This is a genomic window from Cutibacterium avidum 44067 (genome assembly GCF_000367205.1).
Classification (GTDB): domain Bacteria; phylum Actinomycetota; class Actinomycetes; order Propionibacteriales; family Propionibacteriaceae; genus Cutibacterium; species Cutibacterium avidum.
Genome location: NC_021064.1, coordinates 2,476,819 through 2,497,674 on the forward strand (window position 1 = coordinate 2,476,819; position 20,856 = coordinate 2,497,674).

General features: G+C 63.8%; 17 protein-coding genes and 1 tRNA gene. 9 read left to right on the forward strand and 9 right to left on the reverse strand.

Features of this window, described 5'->3' with window-relative positions; all coding sequences use genetic code 11:
- Positions 1–101: 101 nt before the first annotated feature.
- Complete coding sequence (gene serS / locus PALO_RS11265) at positions 102–1,376, forward strand: serine--tRNA ligase (RefSeq protein WP_015583643.1); 1,275 nt, start codon at positions 102–104, stop codon at positions 1,374–1,376.
- Entirely contained in the window at positions 1,373–2,698 is a 1,326-nt protein-coding gene (locus PALO_RS11270) for a DUF4921 family protein (RefSeq protein WP_015583644.1), read from the forward strand. The genes serS and PALO_RS11270 overlap by 4 nt, the downstream gene beginning before the upstream one ends.
- A gap of 52 nt (positions 2,699–2,750) precedes the next feature.
- On the opposite strand, the gene PALO_RS11275 is transcribed toward PALO_RS11270, so the two are convergent.
- Positions 2,751–3,506 carry an HAD family hydrolase gene (locus PALO_RS11275; RefSeq protein ID WP_004809741.1) on the reverse strand — a complete coding sequence of 252 codons (756 nt, stop codon included), beginning with the start codon at positions 3,504–3,506 and terminating at the stop codon, positions 2,751–2,753.
- Positions 3,507–3,580: 74 nt separating this feature from the next.
- A complete protein-coding gene (locus PALO_RS11280) occupies positions 3,581–4,147 on the reverse strand; it encodes a WhiB family transcriptional regulator (RefSeq protein ID WP_015583645.1) in 567 nt (188 codons plus the stop codon).
- 365 nt (positions 4,148–4,512) lie between these two features.
- Between PALO_RS11280 and PALO_RS11285 the strand changes: the two genes are divergently transcribed.
- A complete protein-coding gene (locus PALO_RS11285; protein ID WP_015583646.1) occupies positions 4,513–6,660 on the forward strand; it encodes a cation:proton antiporter in 2,148 nt (715 codons plus the stop codon).
- A 76-nt stretch (positions 6,661–6,736) separates the two neighbouring features.
- On the opposite strand, the gene PALO_RS11290 is transcribed toward PALO_RS11285, so the two are convergent.
- The 4 genes from PALO_RS11290 to PALO_RS11305 all read right to left on the reverse strand — a co-directional run bounded on the left by PALO_RS11290 (position 6,737) and on the right by PALO_RS11305 (position 11,330).
- Positions 6,737–7,951, reverse strand: coding sequence for an MFS transporter (locus tag PALO_RS11290; protein WP_015583647.1), 1,215 nt, complete (start codon positions 7,949–7,951; stop codon positions 6,737–6,739).
- 100 nt (positions 7,952–8,051) lie between these two features.
- Positions 8,052–8,516, reverse strand: a complete 465-nt coding sequence (locus PALO_RS11715) for a DUF4282 domain-containing protein (RefSeq protein ID WP_023033223.1) — start codon at positions 8,514–8,516, stop codon at positions 8,052–8,054.
- Positions 8,517–8,642: 126 nt separating this feature from the next.
- A complete protein-coding gene (gene argG, locus PALO_RS11300; protein ID WP_187290325.1) occupies positions 8,643–10,070 on the reverse strand; it encodes an argininosuccinate synthase in 1,428 nt (475 codons plus the stop codon).
- A 258-nt stretch (positions 10,071–10,328) separates the two neighbouring features.
- Positions 10,329–11,330 (reverse strand): NAD(P)H-quinone oxidoreductase, encoded by a 1,002-nt coding sequence (locus tag PALO_RS11305; RefSeq protein ID WP_015583650.1) that lies wholly within the window; start codon positions 11,328–11,330, stop codon positions 10,329–10,331.
- Between the two features lie 141 nt (positions 11,331–11,471).
- Between PALO_RS11305 and PALO_RS11310 the strand changes: the two genes are divergently transcribed.
- The 4 genes from PALO_RS11310 (at position 11,472) to PALO_RS11325 (ending at position 13,968) form a co-directional block, all read left to right on the forward strand.
- Positions 11,472–12,125: a hypothetical protein gene (locus PALO_RS11310; protein ID WP_015583651.1), complete on the forward strand. Its 654-nt coding sequence runs from the start codon at positions 11,472–11,474 to the stop codon at positions 12,123–12,125.
- Positions 12,126–12,553: 428 nt separating this feature from the next.
- Entirely contained in the window at positions 12,554–13,021 is a 468-nt protein-coding gene (locus PALO_RS11315; protein ID WP_036910097.1) for a hypothetical protein, read from the forward strand.
- A gap of 299 nt (positions 13,022–13,320) precedes the next feature.
- Positions 13,321–13,406 (forward strand) — tRNA-Ser (locus PALO_RS11320).
- A 70-nt stretch (positions 13,407–13,476) separates the two neighbouring features.
- Positions 13,477–13,968 carry a hypothetical protein gene (locus tag PALO_RS11325; RefSeq protein WP_036902106.1) on the forward strand — a complete coding sequence of 164 codons (492 nt, stop codon included), beginning with the start codon at positions 13,477–13,479 and terminating at the stop codon, positions 13,966–13,968.
- 258 nt (positions 13,969–14,226) lie between these two features.
- Here the strand turns inward: PALO_RS11325 and PALO_RS11330 are convergent, their stop codons facing one another.
- Together PALO_RS11330 and PALO_RS11335 are read right to left on the reverse strand one after the other, a co-directional pair.
- Positions 14,227–14,499 carry a hypothetical protein gene (locus PALO_RS11330; RefSeq protein WP_015583654.1) on the reverse strand — a complete coding sequence of 91 codons (273 nt, stop codon included), beginning with the start codon at positions 14,497–14,499 and terminating at the stop codon, positions 14,227–14,229.
- 10 nt (positions 14,500–14,509) lie between these two features.
- Positions 14,510–16,219 carry a sodium:solute symporter family protein gene (locus tag PALO_RS11335; protein WP_015583655.1) on the reverse strand — a complete coding sequence of 570 codons (1,710 nt, stop codon included), beginning with the start codon at positions 16,217–16,219 and terminating at the stop codon, positions 14,510–14,512.
- A 230-nt stretch (positions 16,220–16,449) separates the two neighbouring features.
- Between PALO_RS11335 and galK the strand changes: the two genes are divergently transcribed.
- On the forward strand, positions 16,450–17,685 hold the full coding sequence (galK, locus tag PALO_RS11340) for a galactokinase (protein WP_015583656.1): 1,236 nt from the start codon (positions 16,450–16,452) through the stop codon (positions 17,683–17,685).
- Between the two features lie 136 nt (positions 17,686–17,821).
- Complete coding sequence (locus PALO_RS11345; protein WP_041710340.1) at positions 17,822–18,799, forward strand: LacI family DNA-binding transcriptional regulator; 978 nt, start codon at positions 17,822–17,824, stop codon at positions 18,797–18,799.
- Between the two features lie 119 nt (positions 18,800–18,918).
- Here the strand turns inward: PALO_RS11345 and PALO_RS11350 are convergent, their stop codons facing one another.
- Positions 18,919–20,766: an LCP family glycopolymer transferase gene (locus PALO_RS11350; RefSeq protein WP_015583658.1), complete on the reverse strand. Its 1,848-nt coding sequence runs from the start codon at positions 20,764–20,766 to the stop codon at positions 18,919–18,921.
- Positions 20,767–20,856 lie beyond the last annotated feature (90 nt).

A 20,856-nucleotide genomic window follows, 5' to 3' on the forward strand; every position in this document is an offset into this window, starting at 1 on the left:
TTGACGACAACGTCGGCAGGGCCCGGGTGGAACCACCCGGGCCCTGCCGCGTCTCTTGGCCTCTGACTCCTCGCAGGCTCCCGACCGGTAGGATCGGCGACATGATCGATCCCAAGCTCCTGCGAACGGATCCGGATGCCGTTCGCCGCTCCCAGGTCGCCCGCGGCGAGGACCCCTCGGTCGTCGACGACATCGTCGCCGCTGACGAGGCTCGTCGTGAGGCCATCGCCGCCCACGAGAACCTGCGCGCTGAACAGAAGGGGCTGGGCAAACGCATTGCCAAGGCGTCCGGAGACGAGAAGACCGAGTTGCTGGCTCGCACCAAGTCGATTGCCAGCGAGGTCTCCGACCTCAAGAAGGCCGCTGACGAGGCTGACGCCAAATTCATCGAGCTCGCAAGGACCCTCGGCAACATCGTCATTGACGACGTTCCCGCTGGTGGCGAGGACGAGGGAGTCATCAAGGAGACCGTCGGCACCCCACGTGACTTCGTCGCGGAAGGATTCGAGCCCAAGGACCATCTCGAGATCGGCGAGGCCCTCGGCGCGATCGACATGGAGCGAGGCACCAAGATCGCCGGCTCTCGCTTCTATGTCCTCACCGGCGTCGGCGCCCAGCTGGAATTCGCCCTGCTGAACCTGGCGATGTCCAAGGCGGCGCAGTGGGGATTCACCCCGATGATCCCGCCGGCCCTCGTCAAGCCCTCGGCGATGGAGGGAACCGGGTTCCTCGGCCAGGCCGCCGACGACGTCTACTACCTGCCCAAGGACGACCAATACCTGGTGGGAACCTCCGAGGTTGCCCTGGCCGCGTTCCACTCCGACGAGATCCTTGACGACGCCGAGCTCCCGAAGCGCTACGTCGCCTTCTCCCCGTGCTACCGACGCGAGGCCGGCTCCTATGGCAAGGACACCCGCGGCATCTTCCGCGTCCACTGGTTCGACAAGGTCGAGATGTTCGTCTACTGCCTGCCCGATGAGGCGGAGGGCTGGCACGAGAAGCTGCTGAGCTTCGAGAAGGACTTCATCTCGGCCCTGGAAATCCCGTTCCAGGTGCTTGACGTTGCCTCCGGTGACCTGGGCCTCTCGGCTGCTCGCAAGTACGACTGCTACGGCTGGTTGCCGACTCAGAGCCGTTACCGCGAGATCACCTCGACCTCGAACTGCACCACCTTCCAGGCGCGTCGTCTCTCCATCCGCCATCGCGGACCTGACGGGGTCGAACCGCTGGCCACCCTCAACGGCACCCTGTGCGCGATGACCCGTATCATCATCATGCTGCTGGAGAACCACCAACAGGCTGACGGTTCGGTGCGCGTGCCCGAGGCGCTGCGTCCCTACCTTGGTGGGCGTGAGTTCATCGAGCCGGCGAAGTGAGCGACGAGCCGTACTACCGGGAACTGCCCGACGGCACCATCAAGCAGGTCAACCCGTTCACGGGTACGAAGGTGTGGACGGTGCCTGGTCGTGGGGCCCGCCCGCTGAGCAAACCGGCCACGCAGACCCGGGAGCTGACCGAGCACGATCGTCATGCGGCCTGCGCCTTCTGCCCGGACAACCTGCTGTCGACCCCTCCGGAGAAGACTCGGTTGGTGAAGCGGGAGGGCGGTCTGGTGCGGGGCCATGACCTCATGCGTCGTGTCTCGGCTGATCAGCTCGGTGACACCGTCCCGGAGTTCCGACGGATCCCCAATCTCTTCGAGATCCTGTCCTGGCAGTACTGGCAGCTCAACTGGGGAATGGACCTTCCACGGGCCTCGCGCGACTGGCAGGAGGAATACCTGTCAAACCCGGGGGGAGAGGCTCATGTCCGGTCGGTCCTCAACGCCAAGTTCAAGGCTGTGGGGTCGGACCAGCGCGGTGAGGACCTCGGCCCGAAAGAGCTGCGGGAGGCCTCTGCAGCCTTCTTCGCCGGGGGACACGACGTCATCGTCGCCAGGCGGCACTACACCGACGAGGGGACGACGACGGCCGACGTCGCCGGATCGGCGAGCCTGACCGTCGACGAACACCGGGCATTCATGGCCCTGACCGTCGACTCGATGGTCCAGCTGCACCGACACAACGAGCACGTCCGATACGTGGTGGCCTTCCAGAACTGGCTCAAGCCGGCCGGGGCGTCATTCGATCATCTGCACAAGCAGCTGGTGGCCATTGACGAAGTGGGAGCCGACAACGAGTCGGTGCTGCCCAAGGCCGTCCTAGACCCGGGCATCTTCAATCGCTGGGGGCCAGATTTCGCGGTCGAGCACGGACTGGTGCTGGCCCGTAACGAGGGCGCTGTCATGACCGTCGGTTTTGGTCATAGGTACCCCTCGGTCGAGGTGTGGTCGACGGGCCGCGCCGACCAGCCGTGGCGCGTCGACGATGACGGGATTGACGCCATGTCGGACCTGTTGCACGCTGCCCACGTCGCCGTCAGCGATGATGTGCCGGCCAATGAGGAGTGGCATTACCGTCCGATAGGGACCGGGGTACCGGTGCCGTGGCGGATCATCCTCAAGTTGCGCATCTCTACCCTGGCCGGGTTCGAGGGCGGGACGAAGATTTACGTCAACACCATCTCACCGACGACTCTGGCCGCGATGCTGTTGCCGAAGCTCTTCGAGGCGCGGGCGGCCGGACGGATTGCCCCGATGGACCTCGGGGCGGAGTGTCACGTCGAGCCGGGGGTGCTGCGGGCAGGGCGGATCGACTGAGGTCGGTTCCCGATGATCGAGGGCAGCCGGCCTGAGTGACCGGGAGACGATTTCAGAACCAGCGCTCCAGCTCAACCGCGGTGCCACCGTCGGCAAAGCAGGGAGCGACGTCATCGGCAATGGCCTTGACGGAGTCGGGCGCATCGCCGACAGCGACTCCGCGTCCGGCCCACTGCAACATCTCGACGTCGTTGTTACCATCGCCGATGGCCAGGACGTCCTTGGGATCGATGCCCTTGAGACGGCACAGGGTGTCAAGGGCAGAGGCCTTAGTCACACCCTCCGGAGTGATGTCGAGCCAGGCCGACCAGCCGATGACGTAGGAGACGCTGTGCAGGTCGAGGCTGTGGGCCAGGTCGCGGAAGGAGTCGGCATAACCGTTCGGATCGCGGATGATGACGCGCGGGGCCGGGCGGGAGCGCAACTCGTCAATGGTCTCAATGTGGAGTTCGCCCTGCAGTTCCCCGACGGGGAAGAGCTGGTTGAGGCGGTAACCGACGCCGACCTCCTCGACCGCGATGAGCGCCTGCGGGTAGACGTCCATGACGTGATCGATGATGGGTCGCGGATCAAAGGTGACTTGGGACTCGATCTCGACGGGGGACATCGTCGCGGTGACAGCTCCGTTGGACACCACCGCGTGTCCCCCCTGCAGACCGAGGGCTTCATGGACGGGGATCGCTCCGAAGAGCCCTCGCCCAGTCGCCAGGACGACAGGGACGTCGACCTTGGCGACCGCCTTACGGACCGAGTCCGGAAGTTCGCCCTCAAAATCGACGAGGGTCCCGTCGATGTCGAGGGCCACCATACGAGGATTGAATGTCATGTCAGCCAGCCTGCCACCGTGCGATGATCATGCGGTGAACAGAGCGTGACTTTTTCTCAGGCAGCCAACCTCGCGCGGCTCGGGTACGGGCGCCCGGTCACCGACTCGTATGCGGCGGCCAGGCTGGTTGTCTTGACCTTCGCAGGAGTCTTGCGGCGCGGGGCCGAAGAGGTGTCGCGAGCCCGACGCAGGTGCCGCTTCACGGTGGACAGCGAGCAACCGAGACGGTCTGCGATGAAGCTCAGTGGCTGATCGGGGTGAGCCTGATGGAGGCTGACGACGTCCTGGGTGGCCACCTGATGCCCGCGAGCGATGACCCCGGCGAAGGATTCGAAGTCGTCGGGACGAACCCGAACTCCCAGGCAGGAGCGAATGCGAGAACGCTGACGCGGGGTTGTGCCAGCAGCGAATCCAGCGACGTCGTGGTCGAGGATGGCGTTCTCAAGGCACTGTTCGAAGAGAGAGCAGGCGGAGCAAGCAGCTCGAGCGCGAGCCTGCAGAGCGCGTTCCAGGCGCTGTTCGTCGGGTGTGGCGGCAGTGCTGTCACCCTCGAGCAGGGGATGCTGGAAGACCGTTCTGAGGTTGGCGCAGGACGGGAGGGCGCAATCGTTCGTCCGATTCACGATGGCTCCTTTCCAATGGGCCAAGGCGGCGTATTTCAACGTCAACTGGCTGTGATGTTACAAGTGCTTTTCAGGCCTCGATCTGACGTTGACGGTGACCAAATTGGACGTCCAAAAAGGCTTGTCAGGCGGATGTTCACGTACTCATTTCAGGGTTATTCGTCGTTGGGGATGGATCGCGGAGGAGATTTCCGGGACAGCCAGATCTGTACTTTCGGACAGCTTGTCGTCGATCCATTCGACTTTCGTCTACATCCCCACGGCATCCACGGAGTTGCTGGCCCCGGCGCTCAGTGCCCACGCTTCCCGCGTGGGAAAACCGGCACTGTGCCGGTTAGAGTGCCCGGGTGGATGCAGCAACATACATGGCGCTCGTACTCGCACTTGCGGTCGGTGCCCAGTGGCTCGGATGGCGGTTACGCCTCCCCGCGCTGCTGTTCCTCCTGGTGATCGGTTTCGCACTCGGACAGTGGGTTACCCCCGATGAGATCTTCGGAAGACAACTCCTGTTTGACGGTGTCAACCTCTCAGTGGCAATCATCCTCTTCGAAGGGTCACTTGGGCTCAAGCTCCGCGAAGTTCGTGACCTGGGACGGCCAATCCTTCGGCTGTGCACCGTCACCGCAGGGATCGCGTGGGTTCTCATCACCCTGGCTGCGATGGCATTGGGGTTCGACGGTCGTGTTTCCTTGCTGCTGGGCGCGATCCTCATCGTCACCGGTCCGACGGTCATCAACCCGATCCTGCGTCAGTTGAGGCCCACCCGACGGGTGAGCGCCCTGCTGAGGTGGGAGGGCATCGTCGTCGATCCGCTGGGCGCGATCCTGGCCCTGTTGGTCTACCAGGCCATCAGCAGCATCGGTGGGTCCTCGATCGGACAAGGTGTGCTGGACCTGGGGCTGACCCTATTGGTTGGGCTGCTGTTCGCGGCACCGATCGGGTGGCTCCTCACAGCGATGATGAGGCGACACCTCATCCCGGACTTCCTGCAGGGCGTGATCTTTGTCGGCGTCGCCGTCGGTACCTGCGTCGGGGCGAACTTCCTGCGCGAGGAGTCCGGGCTGGTCGCCGTGACGATGCTGGGCATCTACCTCGCCAACCAGCCTCATCTTGAACTCGAGCCCGTCGTCGAGTTCAAGGAGCATCTGCAGGTGCTCCTCGTCGGGGTGTTGTTCATCATGCTGGCCGGACGAGTGACTCCGTCCCAGATCGCCGACATCCTGCCAATGGGCCTGATCTTCGTCGCCCTGCTCGTGCTGGTCGTCCGGCCTGCGTCGGTGATGTTGGGCCTGATGCGAACCGAGACGACCCGGCAGGAACGGATCCTGATGGCTTTCATGGCTCCGCGAGGAATCGTGGCCGCGTCGGTGGCGTCGATCTTTGCGATGGAGTTCAGCGAGTCCGCCAACCATGTCAGGGAGCAGGCCAAGGAGATTGCCGAGTCTGACCCCGAGCGGGCGAAGCAGCTGGTGTCGTTCGCTGACCAGATTGCGGGGATGGCGAGTCAGGTCGACCGGCTCGTGCCGCTGGTATTCCTCGTCATCGTCTGCACCGTGGCTATCTACGGCCTGGGCATTGGTCGGCTCGCCGAGAAGCTGGGGCTTGCGTCGGCAAGTCCGCGCGGCGTCATGTTTGCGGGGTCGCCGGCCTGGAGTATTGACACCGCGAAGACCCTGCGCGACTTGGACGTCCCCACCCTCATCGTCACCCGGAGGGCCTACGACCTCTACGCGGCCCGGAAAGCGGGGCTCCGGTGCGAGGCGGCGGACTTCTTGTCCGAGTACGCGACCGAGGACATGGACCTTGCGGGGATCGCGTCGATGGTGGCATGTACGCCTGACGACGACACGAACTCCATCGCGTCAGTGCATTACCGGCGCGCGTTGGGGCGGGCGAACGTCTTTCAGCTTGAGCGTCTGGATGAGGGTGACGCCGGGGACTCGACGACCGGCACCGCGCAGATCCTCAAGGCGAGGACCGCCTTCGATCCGCCGACAACCCACTCGGCGATGGACAAGATGTGGCGCAGCGGCAAGCGGGTGCGTCAGATTGAGTTGGACGAGAATCACCACACCTGGGAGCAGTTCCGTCAGGCCATGCCCGAGGCTGTCGTGATGTTCGTCGTCAGGCCGTCGTCGGTGAACGTCGCGAACGTTGACATGAACGAGCCGAAGGAAGGCGACACGATCATTTACCTGGGCGACGAGTGGAAGGACACTCCGGAACCAGCTCCCGCTGAGGATGTGGAGCCGAAGCGCCAGACGATGTCTGTGCCGTCGTCGGAGGAAGCCGTCCGGGATCGCATCGACGCCGATCACAAGGCGGCCGTGGAGAAGGCGGCTTTGGGCGTGGACGAGGGCGTCCCTCGTCCTGCTGGTGCCGCAGCCGTTCATGCGGAGAGGGCTGGGCTCAAGCCAGAGGTGCGCGACGAGGAACCCGTTCGACCGCATTTCGACGAGCTGAGTCCGGGAAGGCCGTCGCCCATGTCGGCGGATTCGCCGAGCGAGTGGTAAGAGGAAGGGCCTGAAGGCGATGGTGTCGCTTTCGGGCCCTTCTTCGTTGTGGCGATTGCGTCAGCGAACCAAGCGATTACGCGGCCTGACGCTTCCGCACCATCCTGACCGTCGTCCACACGATCGCTCCGACGACGGCGCTGGCGATGCCAGCCACGAGGAACCCCCACTGCCACCCGTGAGAGTCCATGATGGCGCCGATCAACGGAGCGGCCATGGCCGTGCCGCCGTTGAGGCATGACCCCTGCCACCCGATGATGGTTCCTCGAGAATCCGCCGGCACCAGATCGGTCAGGGCGTCGATGGACGACGTGATCGTCGGGGCGCAGAAGACGCCGCCCAGGAACAGCAGGATGGCCGCCGAGCCGGGGCCGCTCGACAATGCCGGCAACGCGGTCAGCGCGCCAAGGAAGACGAGGAGAAGCGCCGTGGACGCCCCTCGCGGCAGGGCGCCGTACAGCACGCCACCGATGGCCGACCCCAAGCCGGAGGCTGCGAGCACCCATCCGATCATCTCGGGACGGCCCATCGACCTCATCGCGGCGACGGTCGTCAGCTCAATACCGCCCAGGCAGAATCCGGTCGCGATGACTGCTAACAGGATGGACGCCGACCGGGGAGACAGCCATGCCAGTTTCCGGTTGCGAGGGGCCTCGACGACCGGGGCCGCCGACGCTGGGGTATGTGTGGCGGGTGGCACCGGGTCGACTGCGGACGGCTCTGTGGTCGCCGGGTCCAGGGTCATGAGCCCAGCCGCGCCGATGGCAGCGATGAACCCACACGCGGTGATGGTGATCCGGGTTCCGACGGTCGTCGCTGCGATGATGGCGACCGTCGGGCCGATCATGTAGCAAATCTCCACGCTCACCGAGTCCAGTGACAGTGCGGCCCGACGTCGGGACGTGGGCACGGCGACCATCAAGACCTGACGTGGGATGGTGAAAATCGGGTAATTCCACAGGCCGCCTATGGCACACAGCACGAGCAGCGGGAAATACCCTAGCCAAGGCGATAATCCCCACGTGATCGTCGTAATGATCAGAGAGGGGAGCATGGTTCGCCGCAGCCCTTTGTGGTCGACCATGCTGCCTCGCCATGGCCCGGAAATCATGGTTGCGACGGTGACGACGGTCGTGACGGCTCCAGCTCGCACGTAGTCCAGATGTAGCGAACTGACGACGTGGACACTCATGACGATTCCGAGGCTGAAAATCGGAATCCGGATGAGAGCCGACAAGAGGAGGGTCGTCCACACCTCCCGGATGGCGATGACATCCCGGTAACCGCGCATTAGAGCAGTCTATAACGTCCTCGCTGGCTTGCAGCGGTTGCGAGTCCGGGCGTGAAAAGGGCCGCACACCGTCAGCGATGTGCGGCCCGTCGAGGCTGAGTCAGCGGGTCAGCCTCTTGCGGAGGATGGAGGTGTTCTCACTGGTCTTGATGAGGGCGATGATGAACTCGATCTGCATCCTCACGCCAATGATGAACAGGAACGCCGGGATCCATCCCAGCAGGATTGCGAGCACGGCGAGCAATCCCTTGCCACCGGAATCGCCGCCGCCCAAACAACCAGCGATCATGCCTAGCCACATGACGGCGGCACAAATGATCGCGAGGATGTAGACGAACTTCGCAATCTTCGGCGTCACGTAGTAGTCGAAGGACATGTCAAAAAGGGATCCGAAGAATCCCTTCTTGTCGTCGTCGGACGGCGAGGGGCTGGAGTAGACAGACCCATAGGGGGACGTCGGCTCGTAGCTCTGAGGGTAGGACTGCGACGAGGGACTCGTCGGCTGGTAGGGAGAGTCTCCGTCCGGGCTATTCCAGTCACTGGGCGGCGTCGTGTTGCTACTCATAGGAGCAGTGTGCCAGCACGCGAGGTCATTGTGAATAAGATCTCATTCTGCGCAACGGGTAACGGGAGGGGAACTCATTCGGGCCGCCCGGTGCATCCCGGACGGCCCGAACTCAAGGACTGATGATCAGTCGACGCCGAACTCCATTGCGGCAGCGTCAAGAGCCTTCTGGCTGTCGTCATCATCGTCATATCCACTCGATGCGATGGCCGCAGCACCGCCAGACTCCAACTGCCCGACGAGGTCGGCATGGCTGGTGAGCTGCCCCTGGTCGGAGTAGAGCTCCAACTTCTCGCGGGTGTCGGCGATGTCCAGGTTGCGCATGGTGAGCTGGCCGATGCGGTCGGTCGGGCCGAATGCGGCGCCTTCGACGCGCTCCATCGACAGCTTCTCGGAGTGGTACGAGAAGTTCGGGCCGGTGGTGTCGAGGATGGAGTAATCCCAGCCGCGACGCAGCTTGAGGGTGACCGATCCGGTGACGGCGCTGGCGACCCAGTGGGTCAGCGACTCGCGGATCATGAGGGACTGCGGGTCGAGCCAGCGGCCCTCGTAGAGCAGCCGTCCGAGACGACGCCCCTCGTTGTGGTACGTCGCGAGGGTGTCCTCGTTGTGAATGGCGTTGACGAGCCGCTCGTAGGCGATGTGGAGCAGGGCCATGCCGGGGGCCTCGTAGATGCCGCGGGACTTCGCCTCGATGATGCGGTTCTCGATCTGGTCGCTCATGCCGAGTCCGTGGCGGCCGCCGATGGCGTTGGCCTCCAGGACGAGGGCGACCTTGTCGTCGTATTCCTTGCCGTTGATGGCGACAGGCATGCCCTGCTCGAAGGAGATCGTCACCTCCTCGGTGTCGATCTTGACGTCGGGGTCCCAGAACTTGACGCCCATGATGGGCTCGACGGACTCGATCGAGACGTGCAGGGACTCAAGCGTCTTGGCCTCGTGGGTGGCGCCCCAGATGTTGGCGTCGGTGGAGTAGGCCTTCTCCTTGGAATCGCGGTAGGGCAGGTCGTGGGCGGTGAGCCAGGCACTCATCTCGTCGCGGCCACCGAGCTCGGCGACGAACTTTTCGTCGAGCCAGGGCTTGTAGATGCGCAGCTGCGGGTTGGCGAGCAGGCCGTAGCGGTAGAACCGCTCGATGTCGTTGCCCTTGTACGTGGAGCCGTCGCCCCAGATGGAGACGTTGTCGGTGTGCATGGCGCGGACCAGCAGGGTCCCGGTGACGGCGCGTCCGATCGGGGTGGTGTTGAAGTAGGGGCGCCCGGCGGAGCGGACGTTGAAGGCGCCGCATGCGATGGCGCTCAGGCCCTCCTCGACCAGGGCCGCCTTGCAGTCAACGAGTCGGGAGATCTCGGCGCCGTAGTCGAGGGCGCGGCCCGGCACTGACGCGATGTCGGGCTCGTCGTACTGACCGATGTCGGCAGTGTAGGTGCAAGGGATCGCGCCGTTCTCGCGCATCCACGCGACGGCTACCGAGGTGTCGAGACCTCCGGAGAATGCGATGCCGACGCGCTCGCCGACGGGAAGCTGAGTGATGACCTTGGACACGTCACTCACTCTAGCGCATAGATATGCATGCGGGCAAATGGATATTCGGTTCGGTGTGTGGTGGAGAGGTGCGTGGTGGAGATTCGGGTGCTGACGGTGGGTGGTGCCGCCCGAGATGGCAGGGCCCACACTCATGACCGCGATAACCACACGTGGAGTCGTTCGTCGGCAGGGGGGTGGATTGGGGTGGAGGCGGCACCACATGGCCGCGCGCAAGAACGACTTGCCGCAGCCGAAACAGAGACAGGTCGTTCTTGCGCCGAGGGGTCAGAGGGTCAGCGCGACCTTTCCGAGCACCTCACCGGACTCCAGGCGTGCGTGAGCCTTACCGGCATCGGGCATGGGGAAGGACTCGACCGGGGCGGGCTTGATACTGCCGTTGGTGTAGAGCGGCCAGGCGACCTCACGAACCCGCTGGCAGATCTTGGCCTTCTCCTCAAGAGGGCGGGGGCGGAGGCTCGTCGCGGTGACGAGGGCGCGTTTGGCGAGGAGCTTCCCGATGTTGAGCTCTCCCTTGACCCCGCCCTGCATTCCAATGATGTCGAGGCGTCCACCGGTCGCGAGCACATCGACGTTGAGCCCGAGGTACTTCGCACCCATGACGTCGAGGATGACGTCGACGCCGCGGCCATCGGTGGCTTCCTTGACGCCGGCAACCCAATCGTCGTGATAGTCGAGGGCGACGTCGGCGCCGAGGCTGCGGCAGAACTCCTGCTTCTCGGCGGTGCCGCAAGTCGTGATGACCGTGCAGCCGAGCGACTTGGCGTACTGGATTGCGAACTGTCCGATGCCGCCGGTGCCACCGTGGACGAGGAAGGTCTCGCCCTTGGCCAGGCCGACGTGATCCATATTGGAGATGACGGTCGCCGAGACCTCGATGAGGGTTGACGCCGTAACCGGGTCGATGCCGTCGGGGATGGGGAGAAGCTGGCCGGCTGGGACAATGACGTACTCGGCGTATCCGCCGCCGGCGAGCAGGGCGACGACCTCGTCACCTTCGGCCCAGCCATCGACGTCGGGGCCGAGGGAGGAAACGGTGCCGGTGACCTCGAGGCCCATGGTCTCGGAAACGCCCTTCGGCGGCGGATAAAGGCCCTGGCGCTGCAGGAGGTCGCCACGGTTGATGCCTGCTGCCTTCACCTTGACGAGGACCTCGCCCTGTCCGGGCTCGGGAGTGGGGATTTCGGTCCATTCGATGCACTCGGGACCGGGACGATGACGGCCCTTGGAATCTGTCTTGTCGGTTGGGCGGACGGTGATCGCATGCATACTTCAAGCCTGCCACAGGGCGGGAGTGATGCTGGGATTCCTCACATCACCCAGAGGTCGTATCCACAGAGTTTCGGGGTTATCCACAGATTTTGGATGCGGGGGTTCTCAACGGTTGTGCTGACCTTCAGGATGGTCCCCATGGTGATGAATGGTGAGCACGGCGGACGCTGTCGACGGCATGTGGCGACGACAACAGCTCTTGTCGTGGCGGTTTTGGGGACGGTTTCCTGTGGTGGTGCTGGGGACACTCCGGGCTCGATGGGCGGAGTGACGCCAGCCCCGAGCGTGGTGACGACGAATTCGACCGCGACTCCGAGTTCGGATGGGCCGAGGTTTGTGAAGGCGACGGCGACACCGGTCCCGGGGACGAAAGAGGATGCGTTGTTCCTGGAGGCGAAGAAGGTTTATGAGACGTACTTGGACGAGATCTACAAGCTCGAGGTGGAGGGTGTGGGTGATTCCTTGTCACCTGAGCTCAAAGAGATTCTGAGTGAGGACGGCGCAGATGCTACGTTCAAGGCGTATATGGAGGCGGAGAAGCGAGGACATCGAGCTTTACCGCTCGATCGTCCGTTCCGTGATGTCAAGATTTCGAGAGTCGCGGGAGAAAATGATTTTGGTATCACAATTTTGGGGTGTGCTGACTTCTCTGCTTGGAGATTTAAGGACTCGAAGGACGACAAAGTGATATCGGGTCGTATTCGAAGAGATAAGCTTTCAATGGACGATGAAGGCCATGGCCTAATTGTGACTGATGCTGAGTCGGGAGAGGTCGATTCATGTCACGCGTAAAAAACGTCTTTGCGATAGTGATCCTCTCGATTCTGTGTACTGGAGCTCCTGCGTTTGCGGAGAGTTCTGGTGGAGTCAGCGAGGATTCGAAACGGGGATCAATCAGCGTCAGGTACAAAGGCGGAGGTTCCCACCGAAAGCCTGGCATCAATCTCGATCGGGGCTCCAAGCACGGCACCCCAGGTCACCGGGGCTCCCATCACAAGCGCCGTCATCCCCATGTCGACAAGCACCGTGGTTCCACCGCACCAGGATCGCCCGAGCCACGCAAGCGGTGGGGGAGTGACGCATACATTGATTCATCCATATTGAATCTCAACCGAATACCGTATTTGCCAGGGTTCAATACACGTGACGACAAGCCGACGCCTGGTCGTCGACCCCCGCGTCCTGCACCGAAGAGACCTGCTAGCCCCACACCTGACGAGATCAGAGCCTGGTCCATTGACATCGCGACGGGCATTCGATTGGCGAAACCCGTCATCGACATCGAGCCGCGTCCCTCGGCCAACAAGTGGAACATCACGGCCGTAGGGCAGCCGTTGTGGTTCCATAACCCAGGGGCTGAGCGTCACACCGCGAGCGACTCCGCACATGGAATCGTCGTATCACTCGACGCACAGCGAGTGGATACCGTTTACGAAACCGGCGAGAAGACCATCCGCTGCACCCACTCGACCCCTCGTCCCGCAAACGCCGATCCGCGCGCCCAATCTCCAAATTGCGGCTACATCTACCAGCATCCGGGCAATTACACCCTTCGCATGACTGAGGTCTGGAAGGTCGGATGGCAATCGGGTGACCATTCAGGAGAGATCGTCACGACGCGGTCGTCCTCCAAGCCACTCAAGGTCAACGAACTCATTGGGGTGCTGACGAAACCGGGAGTGCGGTGAGAGCAGGCCCAGGGGCTCGCGGTTCCGATACCTGCGCCAGTGTCCCGATGGCTGGATGCCACCGGAGGTGGGCTTGTTGGGGGCAAGTGTTCCGTGTGTGGGGGAGGAGGGGAAGGAGGAGCTTCCGAGCCGGACGTTCCCGAAGGTGGATGTTGTCACCGTGAATGCTCCGGGCAGCGCCGGAGAACCAAAGCGCACATCAACGGCCATGCGCGGGCCTCATATCCCGCCCTTGCCCGAGACGGTGGGTAGTACCGCCGAATCATGGCTAAGATGTGACCACCGGGTAGAGCTCGGTTGGCGAGATCGCATAGTGGACGAGTGCAGCCGCCTTGAAAGCGGCCGAGGGCAACCTCCGTGGGTTCGAATCCCACTCTCGCCGCCAGGAGGGTCCGTCCCTCACATCTGACACCTGGGGGCGGAGTCCTCACAGATCAACCTTGCAGCGACGGGAGATGGGGATGGCCAAGAAGGACCTTACGGATCTTCCACCAGGCACGACCCGGCACGTCATGTCTCCAGAGCCTCCGATCCGTGGCTTCATCGTCGCCGGCCTCCTCTCGATCATTGGCGCTGTTCTCATGATCGTCAGCATCGCCAACAACTGGCATGAAGCCGTGACCATCCTCTTCATTGCCGTTCTCGCGTGTGGCATTGCCCTGGCGGTTACCGCAGCTTGGTCGATGGCCCACATGAAGCTGTACGTCGACCTCGATGACACGGGCTACCACATTCATGGTGCTGGGCAGGATCGCCGCGGCACCTGGGACAAGGTCACCAAGGCAGCCCTCACGGAGTCGCGTTCCCGTCTCACCCTCTACCACGGCCAAGTCGGACGCACCCACATCGTTCGTCCCGGCGTCGGGGACCCTCAGGAAATGGATGACCTGGCCGTCGACGTCGCACACCGCCTCGACAATTCGCGCGGATACCATCAAAGCGTCTGACCCCAATCACCGCCCAAGAAGGCCGTGGCATTCCAGAAGTAGTTCGGTATGCCGCGGCATTCTTGCCTGTTCAACGTGTATGTGGCGAGGAGGGGACGGGGACGTGCGGTGCATGCCCTGGACCAGGACGGGGTCGGTGGTGTGCGAGGAAAGCGATGGTGAATGACGACGTGGCCAGACCGCGTCACCCACGGCCCGGCCACACCTCAGCACGAAGTTCAACCAGCTGACACCAGCTGGCACCTGCGCCAGCTGGTGTCAGCTCTCCTCATGCTTGCCAGCATCTGCCTTGCTGAGATCCTCCGGCACCTCGATGGGGCGAACCTTCACCCACAACAAGAACGCTGCCCCGGCGATGAGCAGGCAGATCCCCGCCCACACGTCGGCTCGAGCGTCTGCCCCCCTGACCAGGCCAGTGATCGTCAGAATGGCTCCGTAGAGCGCAAGCAAGTCACCAATGACGGTACGAATATCCATCGCGCGGGCGACCTTGCGACGATTGCGACGGGCCGTGGAAGTTCCGTTCGACATGACAACCCCCTCAGAAAATGATGTTGAGAACAACGGTGATGGCAAGCACGGTCATGCCGAGCGGAACCGTGCGTCGATACCACGGGAGGCTCTTCTCGTGCGGATCGACGAGGCTCTCCTTCGGTGTCTCGGAATACACCAGCCCGACGAGTTCCGCGGCCGGCTTCGGCGTCGTGAACAGCGAAACCACGACACTGACAATGATGTCGGCGAGGAAGCCGACCGTGGCAGCAAGGAACGCGGTTCCCTGACCTGGCAAGGTGAACACACCAGTCAGGCTCATGACCCACACCGTCACAGCGCTGAGAGTACCGACGACGAGTCCCGACCAACCGGCGTGAGGCGTCGATTTCTTCCAGAACATGCCGAGGATGAACGTCGCGAACAGCGGAGCGTTGAAGAACCCGAAGAGGGTCTGGAGGTAGTCCATGATGTTGGAGAAGCCGGACGCCAGGAACGCGGTCCCAATCGCAACGACAGTGGCGGCGACCGTGGCGATTCGGCCAACCTTGACGTAGTAGACGTCAGCCTTGTCCTTGATGACGTAGTGCTGCCAGATGTCCACGCTGAAGACGGTGTTAAACGCCGAGATGTTCGCGGCCATACCGGCCATGAACGCCGCCAGCAGGCCCGTGATCGCGACACCCGTCAGGCCGGTCGGCAGCAGGTTGCGAATGAGGAACAACACCGAGTCGTTGTACTGGACGACGTTGCCCGACGCGCCACCGGCAATCTTCTCGCCCGCCTTCATCCGAGCGATCTCCGGCACGAGCACCGCAGCCAGCATGCCTGGCAGCACGGTGAGGAACGGCACCAGCATCTTCGGGAAAGCGCCGATGATCGGAGTCTTGCGCGCCGACGACAGCGAGTCGGACGCCATGGCGCGCTGCACCTCGACGAAGTTCGTCGTCCAGTAGCCGAAGGACAGCACGAATCCGAGGCCCAAGGTGATGCCGATGACCGACATCACCGGGTCGGTGAATCCCGACAGCGCCTGGCCAGGCCAGGAATGCAACTGTTGGGCAGCCGGGGTCACGGCGTCAGGATGGGCCTGCGCTGCGGCGGTGATCTTGGCCTTGAGTCCATTCCATCCGCCGACACGGTGCAGACCAATGATGACCAGCGGCAGCAGGGAGGCGACGATGACGAAGAACTGCAGCACCTCGTTGTAAATGGCTGCCGACAAGCCACCAAGGCTGATGTAAGCAAGTACGATCACCGCAGCAACGATGAGGGCAACCCACAGCGGCCATCCCAGTAGGGCGTGGACGATCGTCCCGAGCAGGTAGAGGTTGATACCGGCAATGAGCAACTGGGCGAGTGCAAAAGAGATCGCGTTGACCAAGTGCGCAGCCGGCCCGAATCGTTTGAGCATGAACTCCGGCACCGAGCGCACCCCAGAGCCGTAGTAGAAGGGCATCATGACGATGCCGAGGAAGACCATTGCCGGGATGGCTCCGATCCAGAAGTAGTGCACGGTCGGGATGCCGATCTGGGCTCCATTTGCCGACATACCCATGATCTCCACGGCACCGAGGTTGGCTGACACGAATGCCAACCCCGTTACCCACCCGGGCAGGCTTCGCCCGGACAAGAAGAAGTCAAGGGAGTCGGACACCTGGTGTCTGGCAGCCAGCCCGATTCCGAGAACGAACACGAAATAGATGAGCAGGATCAGGTAGTCAACGAATCCCGCGTTGATGAGCGTCTCCAACGGCATTGTGTGGGGTGGTCCTTTCTGTCATTACGAGGGCAGTGACGGCGTTGTGGGGCACCGCCCCCTCGGGGAACCATAGGCTCCCGACGTGGCAGGGTCACACCCCGACCCGCTATTTTTGAGTACGTAAACATTATGAGTGAGCGAAGTGCCCACCGAGCCGTTGCCATCGTCGGCAGCGGCGGTACGGTCTTCCTTACTGACAACGGTTTTGACGGGCAAAGGAGCCACTTATGGCGCAGACAACCGACGCCTTCGCGGCGGATCCCGAGGCCACCACGATCGGCACGGCATGGTCGACTGAGGATGGCGCAGGCCGTGCCCGTGGCCTCTTCGCTGAGCACATCGGCGGTACTCCCGACGGCGTCTGGGCCGCTCCCGGACGTGTCAACGTCATCGGCGAGCACACTGACTACAACAATGGCTTCTGCCTGCCGATCGCCCTGCCTCACCGCACCTACGTCGCCGCCCGACGTCGAGACGACGACAAGGTTGTCCTCGTCTCCCAGCTTGCCGACTCCATCCTCTCCTGGGAGGGAACCCTCGACGAGATCGCTCCCGGGTCGGTCAATGGCTGGCAGGCCTACACCGCCGGCGTCGCATGGGCCCTGCGCGAGGCTGGCTACGAGATCGGCGGGTTCGAGGCTGCTCTCGTCACCTGCGTCCCGCTGGGGGCAGGTCTGTCCTCGTCGGCAGCTGTCGAGTGTGGTGTCGGGCTGGCCCTCGCGGATCTCTACGACCTCGGCCTGTCCGACTCTGACGCTGGCCGCACCGACCTCGTCAATGCCGCCCGCGCCGCGGAGAATGAGGTCGCCGGAGCTCCCACCGGGGGCCTCGACCAGACGGCGTCCCTGCGTACCACCGACGGCCACGCCCTCCTCCTTGACTGCGACGACTGGTCGGTTCGTCAGGTTCCCTTCGACCTCGACGCCGCCGGCCTGGAACTCCTCGTCATCGACACCCGAGCCTCCCACCGCCTCGTCGACGGTCAGTACGAGGCACGACGTCGCGCCTGCGAGAGCGCCTGCCGCATTCTTGGCGTCGCCAGCCTGCGTGAGGTCGGCGACCTCGGCGCCGCATTGTCAGCCCTCGACGACGAGGAGATGGCCAGCCGCGTCCGTCACGTCGTCACCGAAAATGACCGCGTCACTCAGTTCGCCAAGCTCGTCGACGCCGGACGCATCCGCGAGGTCGGACCGCTCATGGACGCCTCCCACGACTCCTTGCGTGACGACTACGAGGTCACTTGCCCCGAGCTGGACACCGCCGTCGACGCAGCCCGCGCTGCCGGGGTCCTCGGTGCGCGGATGACCGGTGGTGGATTCGGTGGTTGTGCCATCGCCCTGGTCGACCGCGATGTCCGCAACGACGCTGCCAGGCAGGTCGTCAAGGCTTTCCGCGACGCAGGATTCACCCACCCTGATCTCTATGTCGTCACCCCGGGTCCGGCCACGCTCCGGGTGCAATGATGTGGGCCAGAATTCGCCAGTTCCACGCCCGTCCGACGGTGGACGCGGTGGCGAGCCGGATGCGGGCAGATGGCCCACTGTCGTGAAGGGCGTTGTGATGACCGAGCAACAGCGTCGTGGATCGTCCCGACCCTCGATGGGCGATGTCGCCGCAGCTGCCGGAGTATCTCAGCAGACTGTGTCACGCGTCGTCAATCACTCTGACGCGGTCCGACCGAAGACCGTCGAGAAGGTTCTCCAGGCCATGGCCGAGGTGGGGTACTCGCCCAATTTCGCCGCTCGCAGCCTCCGCTCGGGGCGCACGAGTGCCATTGGCGTCCTTGCCACGGATCTTTCTCGCACCGGCGAGCTGCGCACTGTTCAGGCCATCGTCGACGCCACCCGGCGTAGTGATTTCGCCGTCGTCCTGGATCGCCTCGAACCCACCGATGACCTCGTCGGGGCCTACGGGCACGCCATGAAGCGGATGTCGGGGCGGGTCGACGGTTTCATCATCGAGGGTCTTGAGCTCGATCGACTTGACGAGCTCGAGGTGCCGCCAGGCGCGCCGGTTGTCGTGGCCGGTCCGACGTGCAGCCGATTCTCGACCGTGGGGTGCGACCAAGCCGCTGGGGTGCGCGCTGCTGTCGACTACCTCCTGGCGTTGGGGCACCAAACCGTCCACCTCGTCAGCGGGCCGACCTACTCCCGCCAGGCCGCGGTGCGTCGTCAAGCCTGGCAGGAGTGTTTGGAGACCAACGACTGTGATGTTCCCGACGTCGTCGTCGGAGACTGGACGGCTTCGTCGGGATGCGAGGCCGCTCGCCGCCTCAAGGCCGCCGGCGCGACCGCAGTGGTGGCCAGTAATGACGAGATGGCGGCAGGCCTCATCATCGGTCTGCTGGACATGGGGGTCCGGGTGCCTGAGGACGTGTCCGTGGTGGGATTCGATGACATCCTGGGCAATTTGGTGTGGCCGACGTTGACGACGGTGCGTCAGGATTTTGCCGCAATCGGTCAGCGTCTTGCCGAGGAACTCATGGCCCAATTGCAGGGGGCTCGTCATGAGTCCACCTCGGAGATGGTGTCGGCTCCGCTGGTCGTTCGAGGGAGTACTGCGGCCCCACACCACTGACGACGGCGGGCCTCACCCGCTCAGGTCACCCGCCTGCGGGGCTCTAGCCGGCTCACCCGCCTGCACGGGGGCAGCCAGCGAGGTGCAACCCAGGGAGATCCCTTCCCAAGCGCCGCTCGTCAGGGTTCCTGAGGGTTGTAGGCGCAGGCGTCAGTCACCGACTGCGAGACGTCGTGGCTGGTCGGCGAGGAACTTGGGGTGGCGCTGTGCGACGACTTCTTCGACGCGCTCCGGGTCGGTTTCGGCGTGGCCGTCTTGCTGGGCTTGGCTGCCGAGGCTCCCGTCACCGGCTTGTTCTTGTTCCTAGTCTCCGAGACGCCATGGATGGCGGCATCCACCTGCTTGCGGACGAGGTCGTAATCCGGATTGGCCGAGACGAACCCGTGCTTGCCATTGGTGAAGACGATGCGGTTGATGTTGGCGTCACGCATGTTGATGGCCAGGTCGACGAAGGCCGGCAGCATGCCCTGCGGGATGTCGGAGACGACCATCTGACCGGAGGCGTCAGCAATCGACTCGAAGCGCGTCAGGACGGTTTGCGGGCTGGCCTGGTCGAGAACAGCCTTCATGAGGCAGGACTGACGTCCCATGCGGTCGTAGTCGGTGCTCTCCGACCGTGACCGGGCGTACCACATGGCGTGGTAACCGTCGAGGTGCTGGTCAGGGCCAACTTTGAGGTAGCCGTCGGGCTTCTTGCCCTCGGTGTTGCCAGCGATGGGCAGACGCTCGTTGACGTTGACGGTCACGCCGCCAAGGGCGTCAATGAGCTTCTGAAGGCCGTCGATGTCGAGCATGACGAAGTAGTCGATCTTGAGGCCGAGAGCCTCACCGGTGGCCAGCTTGAGGGCGTCAGCTCCGGGGTAGTCGGTCTCGCCCATGCGATCGACGTGGTGGGCCGACACCGTCGACCAAATCTCGTTGGCCATGTAGTCGGGGTTGCTGCCGTCGCCGTCCTTCCCGACAAAACCATCAGGGAAGTCCTGGTGGAGTGGCGAATCAGCCGGGAAGGGCATCTTCGCGGTGTTGCGGGGGATCTGGAAGATGGAGGTGTCACCGTTGGAGGTGTTGATCGACGCCACCATGATCGTGTCGGTGTTCATGGAATTATCGGCGCTGTAGTTGCGCGCCTTGGTGTCGTCAGCTCCGACGAGCAGAACGTTGACCCGTGGTTTGGAGGCCCAAATGGCCTTGACGTCCTGGTTGTAGTCGATGGAGGGACGAGTGCCGGAGCGCTGGTCGGTGAAGATCCGACCGAGCATGTGTGCCTCGTCGTAGGCATAGCGCCCGGCGACGGCCAAGGGGGTCGCGATGATGGTACACAACGCGGTGACGAGGACGGTCGAGAGCCATCGCTGGCCCTGGGTGATACCGCGGGGGCGGAGGTCCAGGTGGGAGAAGGTGAGCAGAGCGACCAGGACGATGGCCAGGATCGGCAGGCCCCAGGTCAGCGCGGTCAGCAGCTTCGGACGTACGACGACGGTTGCTGCGACCGTCGGGTTGGTCAGGATGAAGAAGACGGCGATGGTTAGCGCGATGAGGAGGAAGCCGGTGACCGTCAGTCCCGCGACCCGGCGACGTGGGGTGCGACTGCGAGACAGGGTAAGGCCCGGAACGATCGCTCCGAGAACGGTCCATCCCAGACAGGTGCGGAAGGCGTGATTGAGTCTGGCCTCCTCGTTCCACCGCGACGGGGTGTGCCGACCTCTGCTTGCCGGTGATGACGACGCGGCACGACGGGCCGGGGTGGGACATGGTCGTGGCTCGCTGGGCGGCTGCGGGGCGGTGATGGGTGGCTCGGTGGCTGAGCGACGTGGACGGGGGGAGGACACGGGTCCTCGCGCTGCGGCCTCGAGGTCCGCGCGACGCAGGACATGGGTGTCCTCGTTGGCCTCCGGGTCGTCCATCCAGTCCGGTCTGGCGGCGTGACGTGGAGACGGCGAGTTGGCGCCGTGTGACTCGTCAGCCATGCTCGTGCCTTTCCGCAAATGTCGATGGGGCGGACCCCATCGTAACCGCTGGCACCAATGGGACGTGGGACCGGCTGGCCAAGGGTCTGC